At 69.8% G+C, this 15,285-nt stretch carries 14 protein-coding genes; 10 read left to right on the forward strand and 4 right to left on the reverse strand.

Annotated elements, in window-relative coordinates:
• Positions 1–533 precede the first annotated feature (533 nt).
• The 8 genes from FGF04_RS30950 (at position 534) to FGF04_RS30985 (ending at position 9,490) form a co-directional block, all read left to right on the forward strand.
• Positions 534–1,055 (forward strand): hypothetical protein, encoded by a 522-nt coding sequence (locus tag FGF04_RS30950; protein ID WP_235882587.1) that lies wholly within the window; start codon positions 534–536, stop codon positions 1,053–1,055.
• Positions 1,056–2,071: 1,016 nt separating this feature from the next.
• Positions 2,072–2,503 carry a hypothetical protein gene (locus FGF04_RS30955; RefSeq protein ID WP_235882588.1) on the forward strand — a complete coding sequence of 144 codons (432 nt, stop codon included), beginning with the start codon at positions 2,072–2,074 and terminating at the stop codon, positions 2,501–2,503.
• Positions 2,504–3,157: 654 nt separating this feature from the next.
• Positions 3,158–4,387: a flavin-containing monooxygenase gene (locus tag FGF04_RS30960; RefSeq protein WP_149514684.1), complete on the forward strand. Its 1,230-nt coding sequence runs from the start codon at positions 3,158–3,160 to the stop codon at positions 4,385–4,387.
• A 576-nt stretch (positions 4,388–4,963) separates the two neighbouring features.
• Positions 4,964–5,248: a hypothetical protein gene (locus FGF04_RS30965; protein ID WP_149514685.1), complete on the forward strand. Its 285-nt coding sequence runs from the start codon at positions 4,964–4,966 to the stop codon at positions 5,246–5,248.
• Positions 5,245–5,643: a PIN domain-containing protein gene (locus FGF04_RS30970; protein ID WP_149514686.1), complete on the forward strand. Its 399-nt coding sequence runs from the start codon at positions 5,245–5,247 to the stop codon at positions 5,641–5,643. Before FGF04_RS30965 ends, FGF04_RS30970 begins: the two co-directional genes overlap by 4 nt.
• Before the next feature lie 235 nt (positions 5,644–5,878).
• The gene (locus FGF04_RS30975; RefSeq protein WP_235882589.1) at positions 5,879–6,907 is read left to right on the forward strand and encodes an alpha/beta hydrolase; all 1,029 of its coding nucleotides are present in this window, start codon (positions 5,879–5,881) and stop codon (positions 6,905–6,907) included.
• 291 nt (positions 6,908–7,198) lie between these two features.
• On the forward strand, positions 7,199–7,501 hold the full coding sequence (locus FGF04_RS30980; RefSeq protein ID WP_149514687.1) for a hypothetical protein: 303 nt from the start codon (positions 7,199–7,201) through the stop codon (positions 7,499–7,501).
• Positions 7,502–7,648: 147 nt separating this feature from the next.
• Entirely contained in the window at positions 7,649–9,490 is a 1,842-nt protein-coding gene (locus tag FGF04_RS30985) for an eCIS core domain-containing protein (RefSeq protein WP_188114306.1), read from the forward strand.
• A gap of 151 nt (positions 9,491–9,641) precedes the next feature.
• On the opposite strand, the gene FGF04_RS30990 is transcribed toward FGF04_RS30985, so the two are convergent.
• Positions 9,642–9,944 carry a hypothetical protein gene (locus tag FGF04_RS30990; protein WP_149514689.1) on the reverse strand — a complete coding sequence of 101 codons (303 nt, stop codon included), beginning with the start codon at positions 9,942–9,944 and terminating at the stop codon, positions 9,642–9,644.
• A gap of 11 nt (positions 9,945–9,955) precedes the next feature.
• Positions 9,956–10,798 carry an NmrA family NAD(P)-binding protein gene (locus FGF04_RS30995; protein ID WP_149514690.1) on the reverse strand — a complete coding sequence of 281 codons (843 nt, stop codon included), beginning with the start codon at positions 10,796–10,798 and terminating at the stop codon, positions 9,956–9,958.
• A 254-nt stretch (positions 10,799–11,052) separates the two neighbouring features.
• On the opposite strand from FGF04_RS30995, the gene FGF04_RS31000 reads away from it, so the two are divergent.
• Together FGF04_RS31000 and FGF04_RS31005 are read left to right on the forward strand one after the other, a co-directional pair.
• Positions 11,053–11,511 carry a MarR family winged helix-turn-helix transcriptional regulator gene (locus tag FGF04_RS31000; protein WP_149514691.1) on the forward strand — a complete coding sequence of 153 codons (459 nt, stop codon included), beginning with the start codon at positions 11,053–11,055 and terminating at the stop codon, positions 11,509–11,511.
• Positions 11,512–12,239: 728 nt separating this feature from the next.
• Positions 12,240–12,860 (forward strand): RBBP9/YdeN family alpha/beta hydrolase, encoded by a 621-nt coding sequence (locus FGF04_RS31005; RefSeq protein WP_149514692.1) that lies wholly within the window; start codon positions 12,240–12,242, stop codon positions 12,858–12,860.
• Positions 12,861–13,993: 1,133 nt separating this feature from the next.
• Here FGF04_RS31005 and FGF04_RS31010 read toward each other — a convergent pair.
• Positions 13,994–14,872 (reverse strand): alpha/beta fold hydrolase, encoded by an 879-nt coding sequence (locus tag FGF04_RS31010; protein ID WP_149514693.1) that lies wholly within the window; start codon positions 14,870–14,872, stop codon positions 13,994–13,996.
• Positions 14,873–15,098: 226 nt separating this feature from the next.
• On the reverse strand, positions 15,099–15,285 hold a 187-nt coding region (locus tag FGF04_RS31015; protein WP_149514694.1), incomplete at its 5' end, for a transposase family protein.

Raw genomic sequence — 15,285 nt, forward strand, 5'->3', positions numbered from 1 at the left:
GCCATACCCCGCGCCGCCACGTGCCCCTTCCCTCGCCCTGCCCCTCAGCCTCGCCCGGCCAGTCGGCATCCCAGGCAGCCGGGGTGGCCCGCACGAGCGGCGTGGTCCCGCACGCGCCGGCTCCGCTCGGATGGCGGACGTATCCACGACGACTTGCCCCAGCCCGTGAGGTGCAGCCCCAGGTCACCAGCACGCTGAACCCCAGGCCCCCAGCCCCGGCCGGAGGACGGGGCCTGGCCCGAGGCACATCCCCACCCCGGCCACCGACAGCCCCAGGACGGCGATCACACACCCGATCTAACCGGCCAGGGTGTGTCCCTGTTCGTAGTGATGCCCGCTCACGCGCCCGCCTCCGGCCCATCGACACATAAGGTCGCTTAGCTGGTTTCGAACTCTTCCGGAAGATGATCCTGCTCGCGGGACCCGCCGCTACGGCTGCCTGCGCCAGCGCAGGCTGGGCATTGTCACCGGAGGTCGGTCACCAGTAGGTTCGAGCCGCTGACGTTCTGGCGACAAAGAATGCGGAGCCTCGGGTGGCACCACTGCTGGATACACTGGTGACAACGGCCGCCGGAGCGCTGTCCGCCATGATCGGGGTCCTGGTCGGGGGCATCGTCACCCACCGTGCCCAGGACCGTCAGTGGCTGCGGGACAAGCAGCTGATCGCCTACGAGGAACTGATCAGCCACTACGCCAAGTTCACGATGACCATCAGCCGCGCCCATGCCGACCAGCAGGGCTGGGACTACGACTGGAGCGAATGGAGCGCAGCCCTGACCCGTGCCAGCCTGGTCGCCCCCGCTGACGTCGCCGGACAGATCGACAACTTCGGCAAAGCCATCAACGTGTTCCTGAACCAGGTGGCGCGTGACCCGGCACGCGACCCGATGCACAATCCGTTGAGCGTCGAGGAGTTCGCACAGGCCAGTAGCGCGCCCGCCCAAGCACAGGTGCAGTTGGTCAACGCCATACGACGGTCATTGAGTAAAGACCAAAAGGCACTGCCCTTCTGGATAGGCGGATCCCTCGCAGGCAGACCCGACGACACCCGATAGACGAAGTACGGCCGGGCCCCCCTCCACCKCCCACGATCGCACGGCGCATCCCGGCGCTCATCAAGGAATCGAACACGCCCTTCACCGACTGTGACGGCTTCCCGTGGGCCGTCGCCGTCGTCCAGGCAAGCGCGAGTGACTCCTCGCTGCCGTCGACCTGCTCGGTGCCCGCGTGCAGAACTTACTCCACCTCGGTGGTCGCGGGGGCGGGGCCGAACGCCGTCCGGGCCTGCTGCTGAAGGTCCACGGCACGCTCGGGCGGGCAGCCCTTGAGCACCAGGGCGACCGGCCAGCAGACGCAGCGCGGCCTCCCCTGTCCGGTCCATCACTGCGCTGCTTCCGTCACGTTCGGTGGAACCCGCGGCGTCTGCGCTGTGGGGCGGGTGCGCGACCAGGTGCGCAGCGAGCAGACGGGCGCACGTGTGTGCGTCGACCTAGCCGATCCGGGCCCACGCCTGCAGCCGCTCCGCAAGCGGGCGGATGGTTTCAGCGGTGGCGGAGCTGGGTGGACGGCGTGCGGCGCAGCAGGGGAGTTGACGTTGAAGCGACACGGGCGGCGAGGTTGATCGCCGTTGGGAAAGGGGTAATGGATCTTTCCTCTGCTGTGCCGCTCTGCGGCACAGCAGAGGGTGCGCTTTGTCAGGGTATATACCGTATTTCGGCGCCAGCGTCGGGGCGCCCGGCAACAGTGGGGCGCTCATGTCACCCGGGAGGCGGGTCATGACCGGGTGTGAACATCATCCAGCGGGGCGCGCTCGCGCGGTGTACGCCCCTGATCGTGCGCTGCGTTCCCTCGTTTGAGCGACAAGTGCATCCGGCTTCTAGCCGTGCTTGTGATGCAACCGCTGCACTGAGGGCGCCATCGGGCCGGAAGCACGCCGACCGGTGCGGATGAAGGAGCCCGCCGTCTTTTCGGGTGTCCCGGTGAGGGCGGACGGGGCCGGGGCGATGAGGTTGATGAGGACGGTGGGTACAGGGTGTGGCAGGGCTCAAGCGCTTCGCAGTGGCTTGCTTCGGTGTCGCAGGATCCGCCTGCCTGCCGGCGGGAGTGGCTGCTGGGGCTCAGCGGCATCGTGTTGCTTCCCGCGGGGCGCATGTGGGATGTGGTGATCGTGCCGGAGCCGCTGGGGTTGCGCGTTGCCGGTGTGCTGGAGGAGTTGCCGCTGCTGCGGCCCGGTCCCGTGCTGTGGGACGCGCAGCGCTGTCAGGTGGGGTTCTTCGTTTCGCCCGGCACGAGCGCGCGCTGCAGGTGTACTGGCGTACGGTGCGTGGGCGACGGCGCGTGGATCACTGCTCCGGCGCCGCAGCGTCGCTGGGGCCCGCTGCGCTGGCTCATCTCCCCTGACGGCAGCGGCACGCTGAACCGGTCCGAGGTCCTCGCCGACACCCTGCACCGCGCTGCGGGCCGTCCCGTGCTGGCTCTGGAGCGCGATCCGCGGTACTGCTGACCCCTGCCAGGCCCTTGAGGCACCGGCTGCCGCAAGACGCTGGGGCAGCCGCATACACCCGGTTCATATATGAGGCAAATACCGGGGTGCGGCCCCCAAGTGCCACTGCGGCGATGCCCCGCGCCGGGTCGTTGAGGAGGCATGGAAGGTTTCAAAGACTGCCCTGATTCCCCTCCCGCCCGCTGCCTCGCCGACCGGGAGGAGGACCTCTGCCGGTGGTGCGCGCAGCTGGACGCCGCCGGTGATCCAGCCCGGACGGCAGAGGGTTGGAACAGCCGTCCCAGCGCTGCGCGCTGGATGGGAGCGGACTGCGGCTCGCGCAACGAGTTCTGCGCAAGCCGGCGGATGACAGCGCTCCGGGCGGTGCTGGTCGTCCTCGCCGCATTCACCATCGTCGCCGCGACAGCGGCCGCCATCAGGGACCTCCACCGGTGACGTGCCGCTCACCGGAAGCCAGGACGAGCGACCTCTTCAAGTTTGGAAAAGATAGGTGGCTACAGCTCGCTTGTACTCACCCAGCAACACTTTGAAGTCTGGCCTTATGCGCCTCTGGCGGCCACGTCAGCCGCCGCTGCGGTGAGCTGCCGGCATCCGCACTGCCCACACCGCGTGTCTTCGCGTGACGTGAACCGCTTGCTGCCGTTGAAGGAGGCGATGCCCCTCACACCAGAGAACGACGTCAGCGCCCCCACGATCGTCGTCGGAGCCGGCCCGTACGGCCTGGCCGCCGCCGCGCTGCTGCGCCGCTCCGGCACACCGGCCGTGCTCCTGGAGCGATCGGACCGCGTGGGAGCCAGCTGGGCGCAGCGTTACGACCATCTGCGCCTACACACCACCCCCAGCGCCTCACAACTTCCCGGCCTGCCGCTACCGCGCCAGGCCGGCCCGTGGGTAAGCCGCAACGACTACGTGCGCTACCTGGAGAGCTACGCCGCCCACCACCAGCTCGACGTCCAACTGGCCACCCCGGTGTTACGTATCGAGCAGGCCGAACCCGGTACGGGTGCCCGATGGCTGCTCCGCACCCCGGACGGCCCCCTGCCCGCTGGTGCGGTCGTGGTGGCCACCGGCCGCTGCCACACCCCGCACATCCCGCGCTGGCCCGGGCGCGCGGCCTTCACCGGCACGCTGCTGCACTCGGCCCACTACCACTCCCCGGCCCCCTACCACGGGCAGCGCGCCCTGGTGGTGGGCGCCGGAAACAGCGGAACAGAGATCGCCTGCGTGCTGGCCCGGGCAGGAGCGGAGCGGGTGTGGATCGCGGTGCGCACCGCGCCCAACATCCTGCCGCGCTCCAGCGCCCGGTGGCACGCGGCCGGCCGGCTGACCGAAGTCCTCCCCCTGGCGTGGCGCGACCGCACCTCCCTGCTCGCGCAACGTCTCGCGGTGCCCGACCTGACCGCACAGGGACTGCCGCGCCCCAGGACGGGCCTGTACACCCGCAATGCCCGCGAAGGAGTCAACCCGGTGCTCGACCACGGCTTCGTGGACGCGGTGCGGTCCGGACAGGTTGAACCGGTCGCAGCCGTCCAGGGGTTCGACGGCCCCGACGTGGTACTGGCCGACGGCAGCCGGCTGCAGCCCGACACGGTCATCGCCGCCACCGGATACCGCACCAACCTGCACGATCTGCTCGGGCCCCTGGGCGTACTCGACGAGAACGGGCTCCCCCTCACCGCAGGGCCAAAGACCCACGCCGAAGCTCCGCGCTTGTACTTCACCGGCTACACCAATCCCCTCACCGGCGTCCTGCGCCAGGCCGGCATCGAAGCACGTGGCATCGCCCATGCCTTCCAGCACGAGACCGCCCGGACATCACTTCCCAGCCCCCGGACGGGCCACCACCCCGCCGACACTCTCCCCACAGGACACGCTCCGCGCTGACGCAGCCTCGCAAGCACGCTCCTGCAGTGCGAGGAAATACCGCGTGCGGCAGCCGTCTCCTTCGTCGTGCCGTCGGTGCGGCCACGGAGGCGGGAGACAGCCAAGGGCAGACCCGCAGGTCAGATCGCGCAAAGGCCGGGCGCCAGCCGCCCCCATGGCTGAGTGTGGAGGCGGGGGCAAAGAAGCACTGAACGCCGGCGGGCGGCCGTGCAGGGGGTGTTGACGGCCAGGCGGCGCGAGATGCATGTGTGCGGCGCCAGGCCGATGCCGGCGTCCGCATCCACTGCAGCCGGGGCGAGCACGGTGCGCACCAGGCTCAGCCCGCCGTGCGTTGCTGGCTCGCTGCCGCGCGCGGCAGCGAGCCAGCAATCAGATCGAGAACGCCGTCAGGGACTGCGGCGCCCGCGCGGGCCCGGTGGGCGGCTTGCTCCAGCAGGCAGTCCAGCGCGCACCGTCGGGTCCACGCTCCACAGGCTCCTCGCCGGGCTGTGATCGGTGTCCCGCTCCCGCGTATGCGGGGATGATCCCGTCGGCTACGGCATGCCACAGATTCTATGGATGCTCTATAGTTCCACTATGGCTACGACGACGATTCAGGTTCCCCGTGAGGTCCGTGACCATCTGGCCGAGCTCGCCAGGGAACGGGGCATGAGTCTGGGGCAGCTGGTCGAGGCCCTCGCCGTCGAGCAGCCCACCGCGGCGCAGCGTGCCCAGCGGCTGGCGGCGGACCGTGAGGTGGTGCGGCGCGTGATCGGGCTCGATGTCAGTGATGCCGAGTTCGACCAGGCTCCTGATGTGCGGGGCAACATCTACAAGATCGCCGCTGAGAAGGTGCGCGCCACCCAGGACCCAGCAGCGTGATCATTTTGGACACCAGCGCCGTCAAGGCCCTCGCCGGCGGCCACAAGGCACTGAACCTGCTCGCGGGCAACATGGCCCAGAGCCCCGGCGACCTGCTCCGTATCCCGGCCTTGTGCCTGATGCAGGCTGAAGCCGACGAAGAACACCTGCACCGCCGCGTCCTTTCGTTCTCCTCCGTGGTCGTCGACCCCCTCGACACGATGGCATCGACCACCGTCGGCACGATGATCCGCGACGGCTACGGCGGCGCCGACACCTGCCACGCCCTGTACTGCGCGCTGCCGCGTGCTGAGTTCACCGGCATGTCGATCCTGCTCACCGAGCACGAAGACCACTACCCGCCTGGCGTCGTCACCGTCGGCATCGACACTCCCGGCATGCTCGGCTTCAACTGACGAGATCGGTGCAGCAGTGGGGATCTTTCGCCCCCGTGGCGGGGGGGAAGATTCCGTCGGGCAGTGCGGACTTGAGCGGAGGCATGTCCAGCAGGCAGTCCAGCGCGCGCACCACCGGGTCCAAGCCCGACAGGCCCTTTGCCGGGCCGTGGTGGGCGCCGGTGCCCGCAGCATCGACCGCGCCGTGCGGCCCCGACGTCGTCTGCAGGCACTGCACATGTGAGGATCTAGCTTCGTGACCGCCCGTGAGACGCCCCCGTCCCCCTCCGCAGCAGGCACCCGTGCACAGGCTCCGCCGTTCGACGCGGAACTGAGCGCTTCCCTGGCCGCCTTGGGCGACGTGGCGGAACAACGACTCACCTCGGACGGTCTGGTTGCGCACCGGCAGCGGGACGCCGCGAGTCGTCCTCGTCCCACCGCGGCCGAACTGCGGGCCGACGGCCGTTTCGAGGTCACGGAGCTGAGCGTTCCAGGAGTCGATGAGGGTCCGGACATCACACTGGTGTGTGCACGGCCCGCAGGCCTCACCGGGCGGCTTCCGGTGCTGTACTACATGCACGGCGGCGGGCTGGTCATGGGCAACGCCTGGTCCGTCCTGCCGAAGATGCTCCGCGACTGGGCCGCCCCTCTGGGCCTGGCCGTCGTGTCCGTGGAGTACCGGCTGGCACCGGAGACGCGCTACCCGGGGCCGTTGGAGGACTGCCACGCGGGACTCCTGTGGAGTGTCGACCACGCCGACGAAGTGCGCATCGACGATGAGCGGGTGATCATCGGGGGCAAGAGCGCCGGCGGTGGGCTCGCCGCCGCCCTGACCCTGCTCAACCGGGACCGGCAGGACGGGCCGCGGCCCATCGGGCAACTTCTGCAGTGCCCCATGCTCGACGACCGCCTCGACTCATTCTCCGCACACCAGATGACCGGTCTCGACCTGTTCGACAAGGCGTCGGCCACCGTCGCCTGGCAGAGCTACCTGGGCGACCGGTACGGCGCTGCGGACCTGCCGCTCTACGCCGCGCCCGCCCGCGCCACCGACCTGAGCGGGCTGCCACCCACCTACCTGGACGTCGGCTCGGCGGAGACCCTCCGCGACGAGACCGTCGCCTACGCCGACGCCCTCTGGCGCGCCGGCGGCGACGCGGAACTGCACGTCTGGCCCGGCGCCTTCCACGGCTTCGACTCCCTCGCCGGCACCGCGCTCCTGACGCGTGAAGCCCGCCGCGCGCGAACCGAGTGGCTCAGGCGCGTACTTGAGCGCTCCCGCTGAATCAGCCGACGTGCTGCGATTCGGCGAGCGACGCGACCGGCGACCGGGTGCGGCAGGAGCCTGCGCGGTCTGTCCGAGCATCACCGGCGGCTGCTCGCTGACGCGCTGGCTGCCGGGCGCCCGTACGGGCTTGGCACCGCTGGGCGGCTGTGCCGTCCAGGCGTACGGGGTCGTGCACCGGCCTGTTCAGGGCCTCGGCTTCGCCACCGAGCACCCCGTCGGCATGAGGAGCTTGCCGAACAGGTCACGCAGGCGCTGGCCGGGAAGGGCCGGCGGGTCACCGTCGTCGGCATGGCGCCGCTCATGGCCCACTTCCTTGCCACCACCCCGGTCATAGGGGCCAGTTGCGAGTGGTCCTGCTCAAGGAAGTCCTGCGGCGGCCGCCCGTGGTCATGGGCATCGGTCCTGGTCCTGGTCCTGGACGGCCCTCTCGGCACGAAGGTGCTCGTGCTCGGCGACCGGGGGCCGGCCCGCGACACCGTCGACGTCTACACCGCCCGCCCCCTCCACCCCTTCCCGAGCGGGAAGTCTGCGCCCGGCAAAGCACTCCGCCACCGGACAGCCGCCCCAGGGGAGGCCGCCCTGCAGCATTAGCCGCGTGTCCACCGAACAATGGGCAAAGCCCGTATGTCCGCACTCGCACCGCAGTACCGTCAAAGGCCGGGCCCGGGGGCCGCCGGGCGGCGAACTGCTCACGGGGAGCTGCAGTCGGCAGGGGGAATGATGAGCGGTGTTCGAGGTATGCGCGCAAGCGTGCGCCGGGAGTTCGAGGAACTGTTCGGGGCCGGGTTCGGGGACGTGTGCGTCGGGTGGGACGGAGTGCCCGGGGCTCCCGGACCGGATCGCGGGGGACCGCTGGCGGCCACGCACGGCAGCGAGGTGCGTTTCGCCGCCGGGGTGTGCTGCACCCCCTCGGACGATTTCGGCCGCGAGCTGCTGGGGCACGAACTGGCGCATGTGCTGCAGCAGCGGTACGGGCGGGTGTGGCCCGGCGCCGACCTGCGTGCGCTGGAGGCCGAGGCCGTCATGGCCGGAAGGCGGGCCGCGCGCGGGCAGCAGGTGCTGATCCCCGGCCGCCCGCGGGCCCGGGCCCGCGCGGCGACGCAGTTCTACACCGTGGTCGCGCCGGCCAACCGCGCGGCCGCCGGGCTGGTCGTTCCCAACCCCAGCACACACGCACCGACCCAGGCCCAGGACACCTTCGTGGGCCAGAACAAGGGTGTGGGCGCGGTCGCTTCGTCGTTCCTGAATGCCGGAGCGGTGGCGCTGGTCTCGACCCCGCACGCCGCCGCGCCGATCCGGTTGTCGGCCAATGGCGGCCTGGCCATCGAGGACTGTGACCTGAATGTTCGTCAGCCCAAGGCGTTCTACGCCACCGCGGCGATCGTCACGGCGAGCAACGACCGTCTGGCGATGGTCGGTTCAACCTACCGGCTGGTGCCTGACGCCGGAGGGCCGAACCAGCAGCAGATCACCGTCAACGGCAATGTGCTGCTGCGGGTGACACCCGTCAACACCGTCGACGGCACGACCGGATTCACCACCAATGGCCTGCAGGCGTGCAACGACCTGGTCGAGCGCGTCGTCGGCGCCCAGCATCTGACGCCCCGGTTCGACGTCGACCCGGTGCTGGGACCGAACCCGCTGGTCGAGTATTCCGTTGCCCGCCAGCTGCTGGCACCGCCGCAGCCCGCAGACCTCGACAACTCCTCGGTGGCCAATCGCGGCGCCACCGCGCGCGCGATCGCCATCCCGTACGGGCAGGCCGCGCACGCCGCCGCGGCGGGATTCGTCGCCGATCTCCAGCACTACGGCGTCAACCAGTTCGTGGCCCCCGGTGTCGGTGAGGCGTTCTGCACGGCCTCCCTGGTCGGCGGGGTGGCCGGGATGAGCCTGGGCATGGGCGCCAATCCGCCCACGCATACCGACTACTACCGCCCCATCGGCGGCGTGAACCCGGTGGTCATGACACCGCGGACCTGGGGATCGCACTGGGCCGGGGTGGTCGCCGTCGACGGCAACGACGTCATCACCCTGGAGAACTACGCCCGCAACGCCGAGGACGCACTCGCGGGCAACGACACCCGCTACTACTTCCAGATGTACCAGACCACCCCCGGCGGGCCCGGCCAGACCTTCCACTCGGCGTGGACCAGCACGCCGATGCAAGTGATCCCGCCGCCCGTCCCGGCCGCCGTCGCCCCGCACCTGGCCCCGACCCATGAGCCTGTCTCACCGGGCGCGCGCAGCTTCACCAACCCGGTCACCTTGCGCGTGAGCGGCGCGGAGACCAGGTGGGACACGATCGCCGACACTCTGTACGGCGCGGTAACCACCGACACGATCAAGAACGATCACCACCTGGTCGCCCCCGCCGCCACCGCGGACGCCGAGGTGCGCGAGATCCTCAAGGGCCTGCGCTACGCCAACCGCCGACTCGCTGCACACCACCGCGGCGACCCGGCCCGGATCAACGCCTGGACACTCGCCGTCGGCGCGGTGGCGACCGGCCCCCGCTGGCAGCAGAATGTCCAGCCCGCACTGCGCGCCCATGCCCGCCTGGTGGCCCTCCTCGCGATGTGATCACCGTCTCTCACACCCGCGTGCCGGAACCGACCTTTCACCGCCCAGCGTCTTTACGTGACGTCTCTTCGTCCGCCGGGGACAGCGCCTGCGATGGTGGCGGGGCAGAACGCGTGCGGTTCCGTGCGGGCAAGGGCAGTGAGTGCGGCGGTCACCTCGACGGTCCAGGCGACCGGGGCGGCCTGCACGAGGTGGTGCAGCACCGTCGCGTAGCCGTCAGCGCCGGCGTCCTCGGCTGCGGCCAGCGCGGCAGCGGCTCTTCGAGCGGGCCGGCCGCGGCGGCCAGCTGCAGCAGGTCCTCCTGCGCCACGGTGACGGTGCGCCGCTGCGGCACCGGGTGGTCGGCGGTGCGCAGGTCGGGCGGCCCGGCCGGGCGCAGGCGCCGCACCGCGGCCAGCAGCGGGCGCACCGCGTGCAGCAGCGGAGCGGGCAGGACCGGGGACCAGTCCCGCACCCGCAGCCAGGTCAGGAGAAGGCGGTGACGTGATCGGCGGCGAACTCCCTGAAAGTCCGGGCCCGCCTGCGCAGGACGGTTGGTAGGTCATCGGACAGCCAGGCAGCCTCGCCGTCGGCGATCAGGCTGACTGCGTGGGCGTTCATCGCGGCTGTCGGCTCCGGCACACCGGCGCTCACCATCGCCTGCTTGTCCTCCTCCCGGCTGCGCTCCTCGAAAGCGACGTCCCGGCCGAGCACTGTCGTCAGGGTCGCCGCGACGTCGGAGTAGGACAGCAGCTCGGGGCCGGTGAGCAGGTACGTCCGATTCAGGTGGGTCGCAGGGGAGGAGATGACTTCGGCCGCCACCGCGGCGACGTCACGGGCGTCGATGAACCCCACTTTCCCGGCGCCAGCGGACGAGCCGAAGCGGCCGGTCCGTGCGATGGCGGGGGCCAGCATGAGGAGGTTCTGCATGTAGAAGTTGCTGCGCAGCAGGGTGTGGCCCAGCCCTGAGGCAATCAGGCCGGCCTCGATCTGCGCCTGCCCCCGCTGCCTGGCGATCGGGGAGTCCGCGGACGCCTTGCTGGTGACCTTGACGAGGTGGGTGACACCCGCGCGGGCGGCGGCGGCGATCACGTTCAGCTCCTGGGCCGGCACGGCGGGACTGACCAGCACTACTGCCTTCACGTCCCGCATGGCCGCATCGATGGTCGACGGAGCGTCGAGATCGCCTTCGACCACTTGCACTGCTTCCTGCTCCAGGACAGCTGCCCTGTGCGGGTCACGTGCCAGTACGCGCACATCCTTGCCCTGCTGCGCGAGGAGCCGCGCCGCTTCGAGACCCACTTTGCCGGGTGTGGTGATGAGGATCATTGCTGGTGTTCTCCTTCGGGAGACGGCCCCGCCCGCCGGGGCGGACGTGCGGCCGCGCTGATGTGCGGCCGCGCTGATGTGCGGCCGCGCTGATGTGCGGCCGCGCTGATGTGCGGCCGATCCGGCCGCGCGCGGCGGATCAGACCTCGCTGGGTGACGGATGCCACACCAGACTCTTTTCGTTGGCCTATCCAACGTTGGCCTCCTCAACGTAATGCATAGTTGTTGGGGGGTCCAACGGTTAGGATCGTGGGATGACGACCACGGAGCCGCCTACACGCCCCCCGCAACGCCTGCTTGCGCTGGCCAGCTGGCAGGCGAACAAGGTGGCGACGCTCGGCGCCCGGCTGACGACGCGGCGTATGCAGCTGAGTGCCCGTGCCGACTTCGCCGTCCTGGCAGCGCTGGAGGAGTATGGGGCACTGAGCCAGGCGGACATCGGGCGCTGTCTCGGCCTCGACCGCAACGATGTCAACGGGATCCTCAACCGTCTCGAAGGCTCCCGGCACGTCGACCGCGAGGTCGACCCGGCCGACCGGCGCCGCAACGTGATCAGCCTCACCCCCTCGGGCGGCGCCTACCTCCAAGAGCTCCAAGCGCACACGGATGCGGTGCAGGCCGCGCTCCTCGCCGGTCTCGACCCGGCGGAGCAGCGGCAACTGCATCAGCTGCTCGCCAAACTCCTGGACACCCACCCACCTCAGTCGGCGTGACGACAGCCCCGACCGCGCGGCGGGCAGCAGCTCCCCCAAGGGGCGTTTCGGGCAAGTCGCCGGGCGAGCCACGACCGGAGACCGACCGTTCCGGTGGTCGGCTGCACGCTTGCCGCAGCCGCCTGGCGGCGCGACAAGTCGCGGGACGCAGGAGGCGGGAACCGGGCAGCACGACGGCGCGGATCACGGGACCCGGCGCGGCGCCCGGACCGATGCAGGCGCGACGGCGTGGTCGATGAAGAGCAATCCGTCACCCCGGTCCGCAGCCGCCGACCGGCCCGGAGCGCGGCGCAGGCCGAGCGCCGCGATGACGGCGCCGGCCGGCGGCAATTCGAGGACAGCCAGGGCTGCGGGAACCTCGCGCGTCCCGGCAGCCGGGTTGGCAGTGACGAGACGATGCAGAGGACTATCACGTAATCGCCCGAGTCGGCGTCCTCGGCTTCGGCCAGTGCGGCAGCCGCCGCCTGCCTGTGAGCTCCGCCCGGCCCGGGCAAGTCCTCGGCACTCAGGCCGCATCGGGACCGATACCGGCGCGGGGACGGTGCACGGGGCGGACGGCCAGGCGGCAGACGATGATCTGGCAGCCACCACGTGCTCGCGGGGCGGTTCCACTGTTTCTCCTGGTCCTCGACCATGCCAGAGGTCGAGGACCATTCATGGATGCGTACAGTTGCCGTACCAGCTCACCGGCACCGTGGAGATCAGGGCCGCCGCGATGAAGGAAACAGATGACCGAGACGCCCAACTCGTCTCCGCCGGCGCGGCGCTTCCTCATGGTGCACGGCGTGCAGCACCGCCGCCCGCGGCAGCACTGGATGTGGTGGTTGACCGAGGTCCTGCGCCAGCGAGGCGAGCAAGTGCTCTATCCGCAGTTCCCCGCGCCCGAGCAGCCATCGGTGGACGAATGGATCGATCTCCTGCACGCCGAGTTGGCCCAACTCGGCGACCAGGAACGCGTCGTGGTGTGTCACTCCCTCGGCTGCGCCTTGTGGCTGCGTGCCGCCCAGACCCTGCCTCAGGATCTGCATGTCACCCGGGTGCTGCTGGTGTCCCCGCTAGGTGATCAAGCATTCACCGTGGCCAACGGCAATGAAGAGTTCAAGCTTGAGCACGTCGACCGTGAGCTCCTTGCTGCTGCGTCGGCCAGGCCGCCGCATGTGGTCGTCTCGGCGACCGATCCATACGCGCCTGCTGACCCACGCGCATGGAGCACTGCGCTCAACCTGGAGTGCGACGTTCTCCCCGCCGCCGGCCACGTCACCCCCGCAGACGGATATGGTCCATGGCCGGGCGCACTCGCCTGGTGCCTACGCGAACAGACCCCTGTGTCAGGCGTCACCGGACCGTAAGGACTTGACGTCAGGTGGCGGGTTCGACGAACCGGGACTGCCGGGTCCAAGCGGCTCCTGCGCGGGTGATACGGCGGGCGTCGAGCAGAACTATCACCGCGACACCGCAGGCCACCTGCGCTGGCGCACCTCCGAGAAGGACGGCGGGCCCGGACTGCCCCCTCATCCCTGGCGATCGTCTCTCCTTACGACACCTCGGTCCGCTACGCACGGCACGGACACATCATCAGCTGGAAGGGCTTCGCTGCTCATCTGACCGAGACCTGCGCTGTCGAGGGCCCCGATGTGATCACGGATGTCGCCACCACTACGGCCATCGCCGTCAACATCAAGCGCCTCAGCGGACTGCCACCAACCGAGGAAGCCCCCACATCTCGCCGACCGACTGCCTTTCAGAACTACCTCGACCAGCGTGGGATACGCCGACTGAAATCCTGACGAACCCTGGGCACATAATCTCGGCAACTTCAAAATCCTCGACGCACCCTCGAAGGACTCAAGACGAAGGACATCTTTCGCTGCCTCAAGCGTTTCGTCGCGCGCGAGGTATACCACCGCATTCAGCGGCGCACCCAGGCCGTCTCCCACGGCTTGACGATCTATAGAAGCTTCAGAGTCAAGCTGACGAACTGAGGGCCCGTTCCCGCTTCGAGCGGCAGCGAGCCGGGCGCCGTACTCCGCAACGGCTGACTCGGCAGTCGCTGCCGTCTTCACCGGCGTGTTCGCCGACTGGATCCATGGGCTGGTCAGCGCGGAGCCCGACGCCCTCGCCCGCCAGGTCTGGCAGCTGATGATGTCGATCCATCAGTTCTTCGGCCCGTCAGGGACTACCGACGGAGCGGCTCTTCCATGACCTTCGCCTGCTGTCGAAGGCCGCGGCTCGGGCAAGGCCAGGGCCGGCCCCACCCTGCTGACGTGGTGCGGCATTCAGCTGCCGTCGGCCCGGGTCGCGAGGCCGAGAAGACGATGCGGCCGTCCGGCTGCCGGAAGGCCTCCAAATGGGTCGTGGTCTCGGTTCCCCCGAGGCCGTCCATGACCGGCGCCGTGAACGCTTCCACGGCTGCTTCGGAGCTGCGTACAGCTGCGGGAGCGCTCGCAGGCGGCGGGCCGTCATCGGCACGAGGGCCCGGGGGTCACTCGGTGGTGGCTCGGGCGGCCCGCTCGATGAGGCGGCTGACCTCGGCGGGGTGGGAGACGGGGGCGGCGTGCGAGGACTTGACCTCTGCGGTGTACGCGTGGGCGCGCTTGGCCATGTAGCGCTGCTCGGCCGGGGCGATCGCGTTGTTCTTGGTGGTGATGAGGTCCCAGGACGGGATGGTCTTCCAGGCTGTCTTCGTGGCCTTGTCGTCGAAGGCCGACGCGGCCAGCGGCCGCTGGGTGACGGCCATGAGATCGGTGATTGACGTGGGTACGTCGGCGGCGAAGGCGTCGTGGAATGCGTCCTTTTGCACATAGAGGTCGGTGCCGGTGCCGCCGCCCGGCAACGGATAGGGAACAGGGGCGAAGGCCGCGGGGAGTGTCGCTCCCGGGAACTTGTCACCGAGTTCCGCGATCGTCTCGCCCTTGTCGGGAAGAAACGCGGCGACATAGACCAGCGCCCTGACCTCCGGGTTGCCGACGGCGGCGGCGCTGATCACGGATCCGCCGTAGGAGTGACCGACGAGCACAATCGGTCCTTGAACGGTCTTGAGGTAGCTCTTGAGATAGTCCGAGTCGCTCGCCAGCCCGCGCAAGGGATTGGCGGGAGCCACGACCAGATACCCCTCGTGCCGCAGACGGGTGATCACGCCGTTCCAGCTGGAGGAGTCCGCGAAGGCTCCGTGCACCAGTACGACGGTTGGTTTGGTCGACTTGGTCGCGGACGCGGCGGACTGGGCCTTCGCTGCGGGCGCCGACGTCACGGCCGTCAAACCGAGGGCTACCACGCCCGCGACGGCTGCCGGCGCAGAAACACTTCTGCTGCGGAAAGGACGCGGCCGACTCGTTGCCTTCGTGTTCACCTGAATCTCCATCAAGGGGTGTCGTTCATCGTTCTTGGATCGGAAGGTCCGGCCACTTTTTGGGCTCGGACCGGGGCTGTGACTGTTGACCGGGCACATCTGCACTGGCGGTGGCGGGCACGGCGTCGAGCGCCGCCCGGCCGGTCTGGGAGGGCATCTCAAGCCACCCTTCGCGCCTAAAGGCTGTTGCATAAGGCCGCGTTTGGGCAGGTCAGGGCCCGTGATGACAGTCTTCTGGTCATGATGCGAGGGCGAGGTTGTGCATGTGGGCGACGGCCTGGACGGCGTGGTGGAGGCCGTTGCCGTGTTGCCGGCAGTCGCGGAGAATCTTGTAGTTCTTCATGCGGCCGATCACGTGCTCGACCCGGGCACGGACCTTGCGGTGGGCGGCGTTGTCCGCTTCCTCGCCCGGCAGCAGGGCCCGT

Origin of the sequence: Streptomyces apricus (assembly GCF_008369065.1) — a bacterium.
Taxonomy (GTDB): domain Bacteria; phylum Actinomycetota; class Actinomycetes; order Streptomycetales; family Streptomycetaceae; genus Streptomyces; species Streptomyces apricus.

Excerpts from the sequence above, each read along its gene's own strand:
- FGF04_RS31000 (WP_149514691.1), top strand. The coding sequence starts at position 11,053 with ATGACGACCACGGAGCCGCCTACACGCCCCCCGCAACGCCTGCTTGCG.
- FGF04_RS31010 (WP_149514693.1), bottom strand. The coding sequence starts at position 14,872 with ATGGAGATTCAGGTGAACACGAAGGCAACGAGTCGGCCGCGTCCTTTC.
- FGF04_RS30960 (WP_149514684.1), top strand. The coding sequence starts at position 3,158 with ATGCCCCTCACACCAGAGAACGACGTCAGCGCCCCCACGATCGTCGTC.
- FGF04_RS30965 (WP_149514685.1), top strand. The coding sequence starts at position 4,964 with ATGGCTACGACGACGATTCAGGTTCCCCGTGAGGTCCGTGACCATCTG.
- FGF04_RS30985 (WP_188114306.1), top strand. The coding sequence starts at position 7,649 with ATGCGCGCAAGCGTGCGCCGGGAGTTCGAGGAACTGTTCGGGGCCGGG.
- FGF04_RS30995 (WP_149514690.1), bottom strand. The coding sequence starts at position 10,798 with ATGATCCTCATCACCACACCCGGCAAAGTGGGTCTCGAAGCGGCGCGG.
- FGF04_RS31005 (WP_149514692.1), top strand. The coding sequence starts at position 12,240 with ATGACCGAGACGCCCAACTCGTCTCCGCCGGCGCGGCGCTTCCTCATG.
- FGF04_RS30980 (WP_149514687.1), top strand. The coding sequence starts at position 7,199 with ATGGCGCCGCTCATGGCCCACTTCCTTGCCACCACCCCGGTCATAGGG.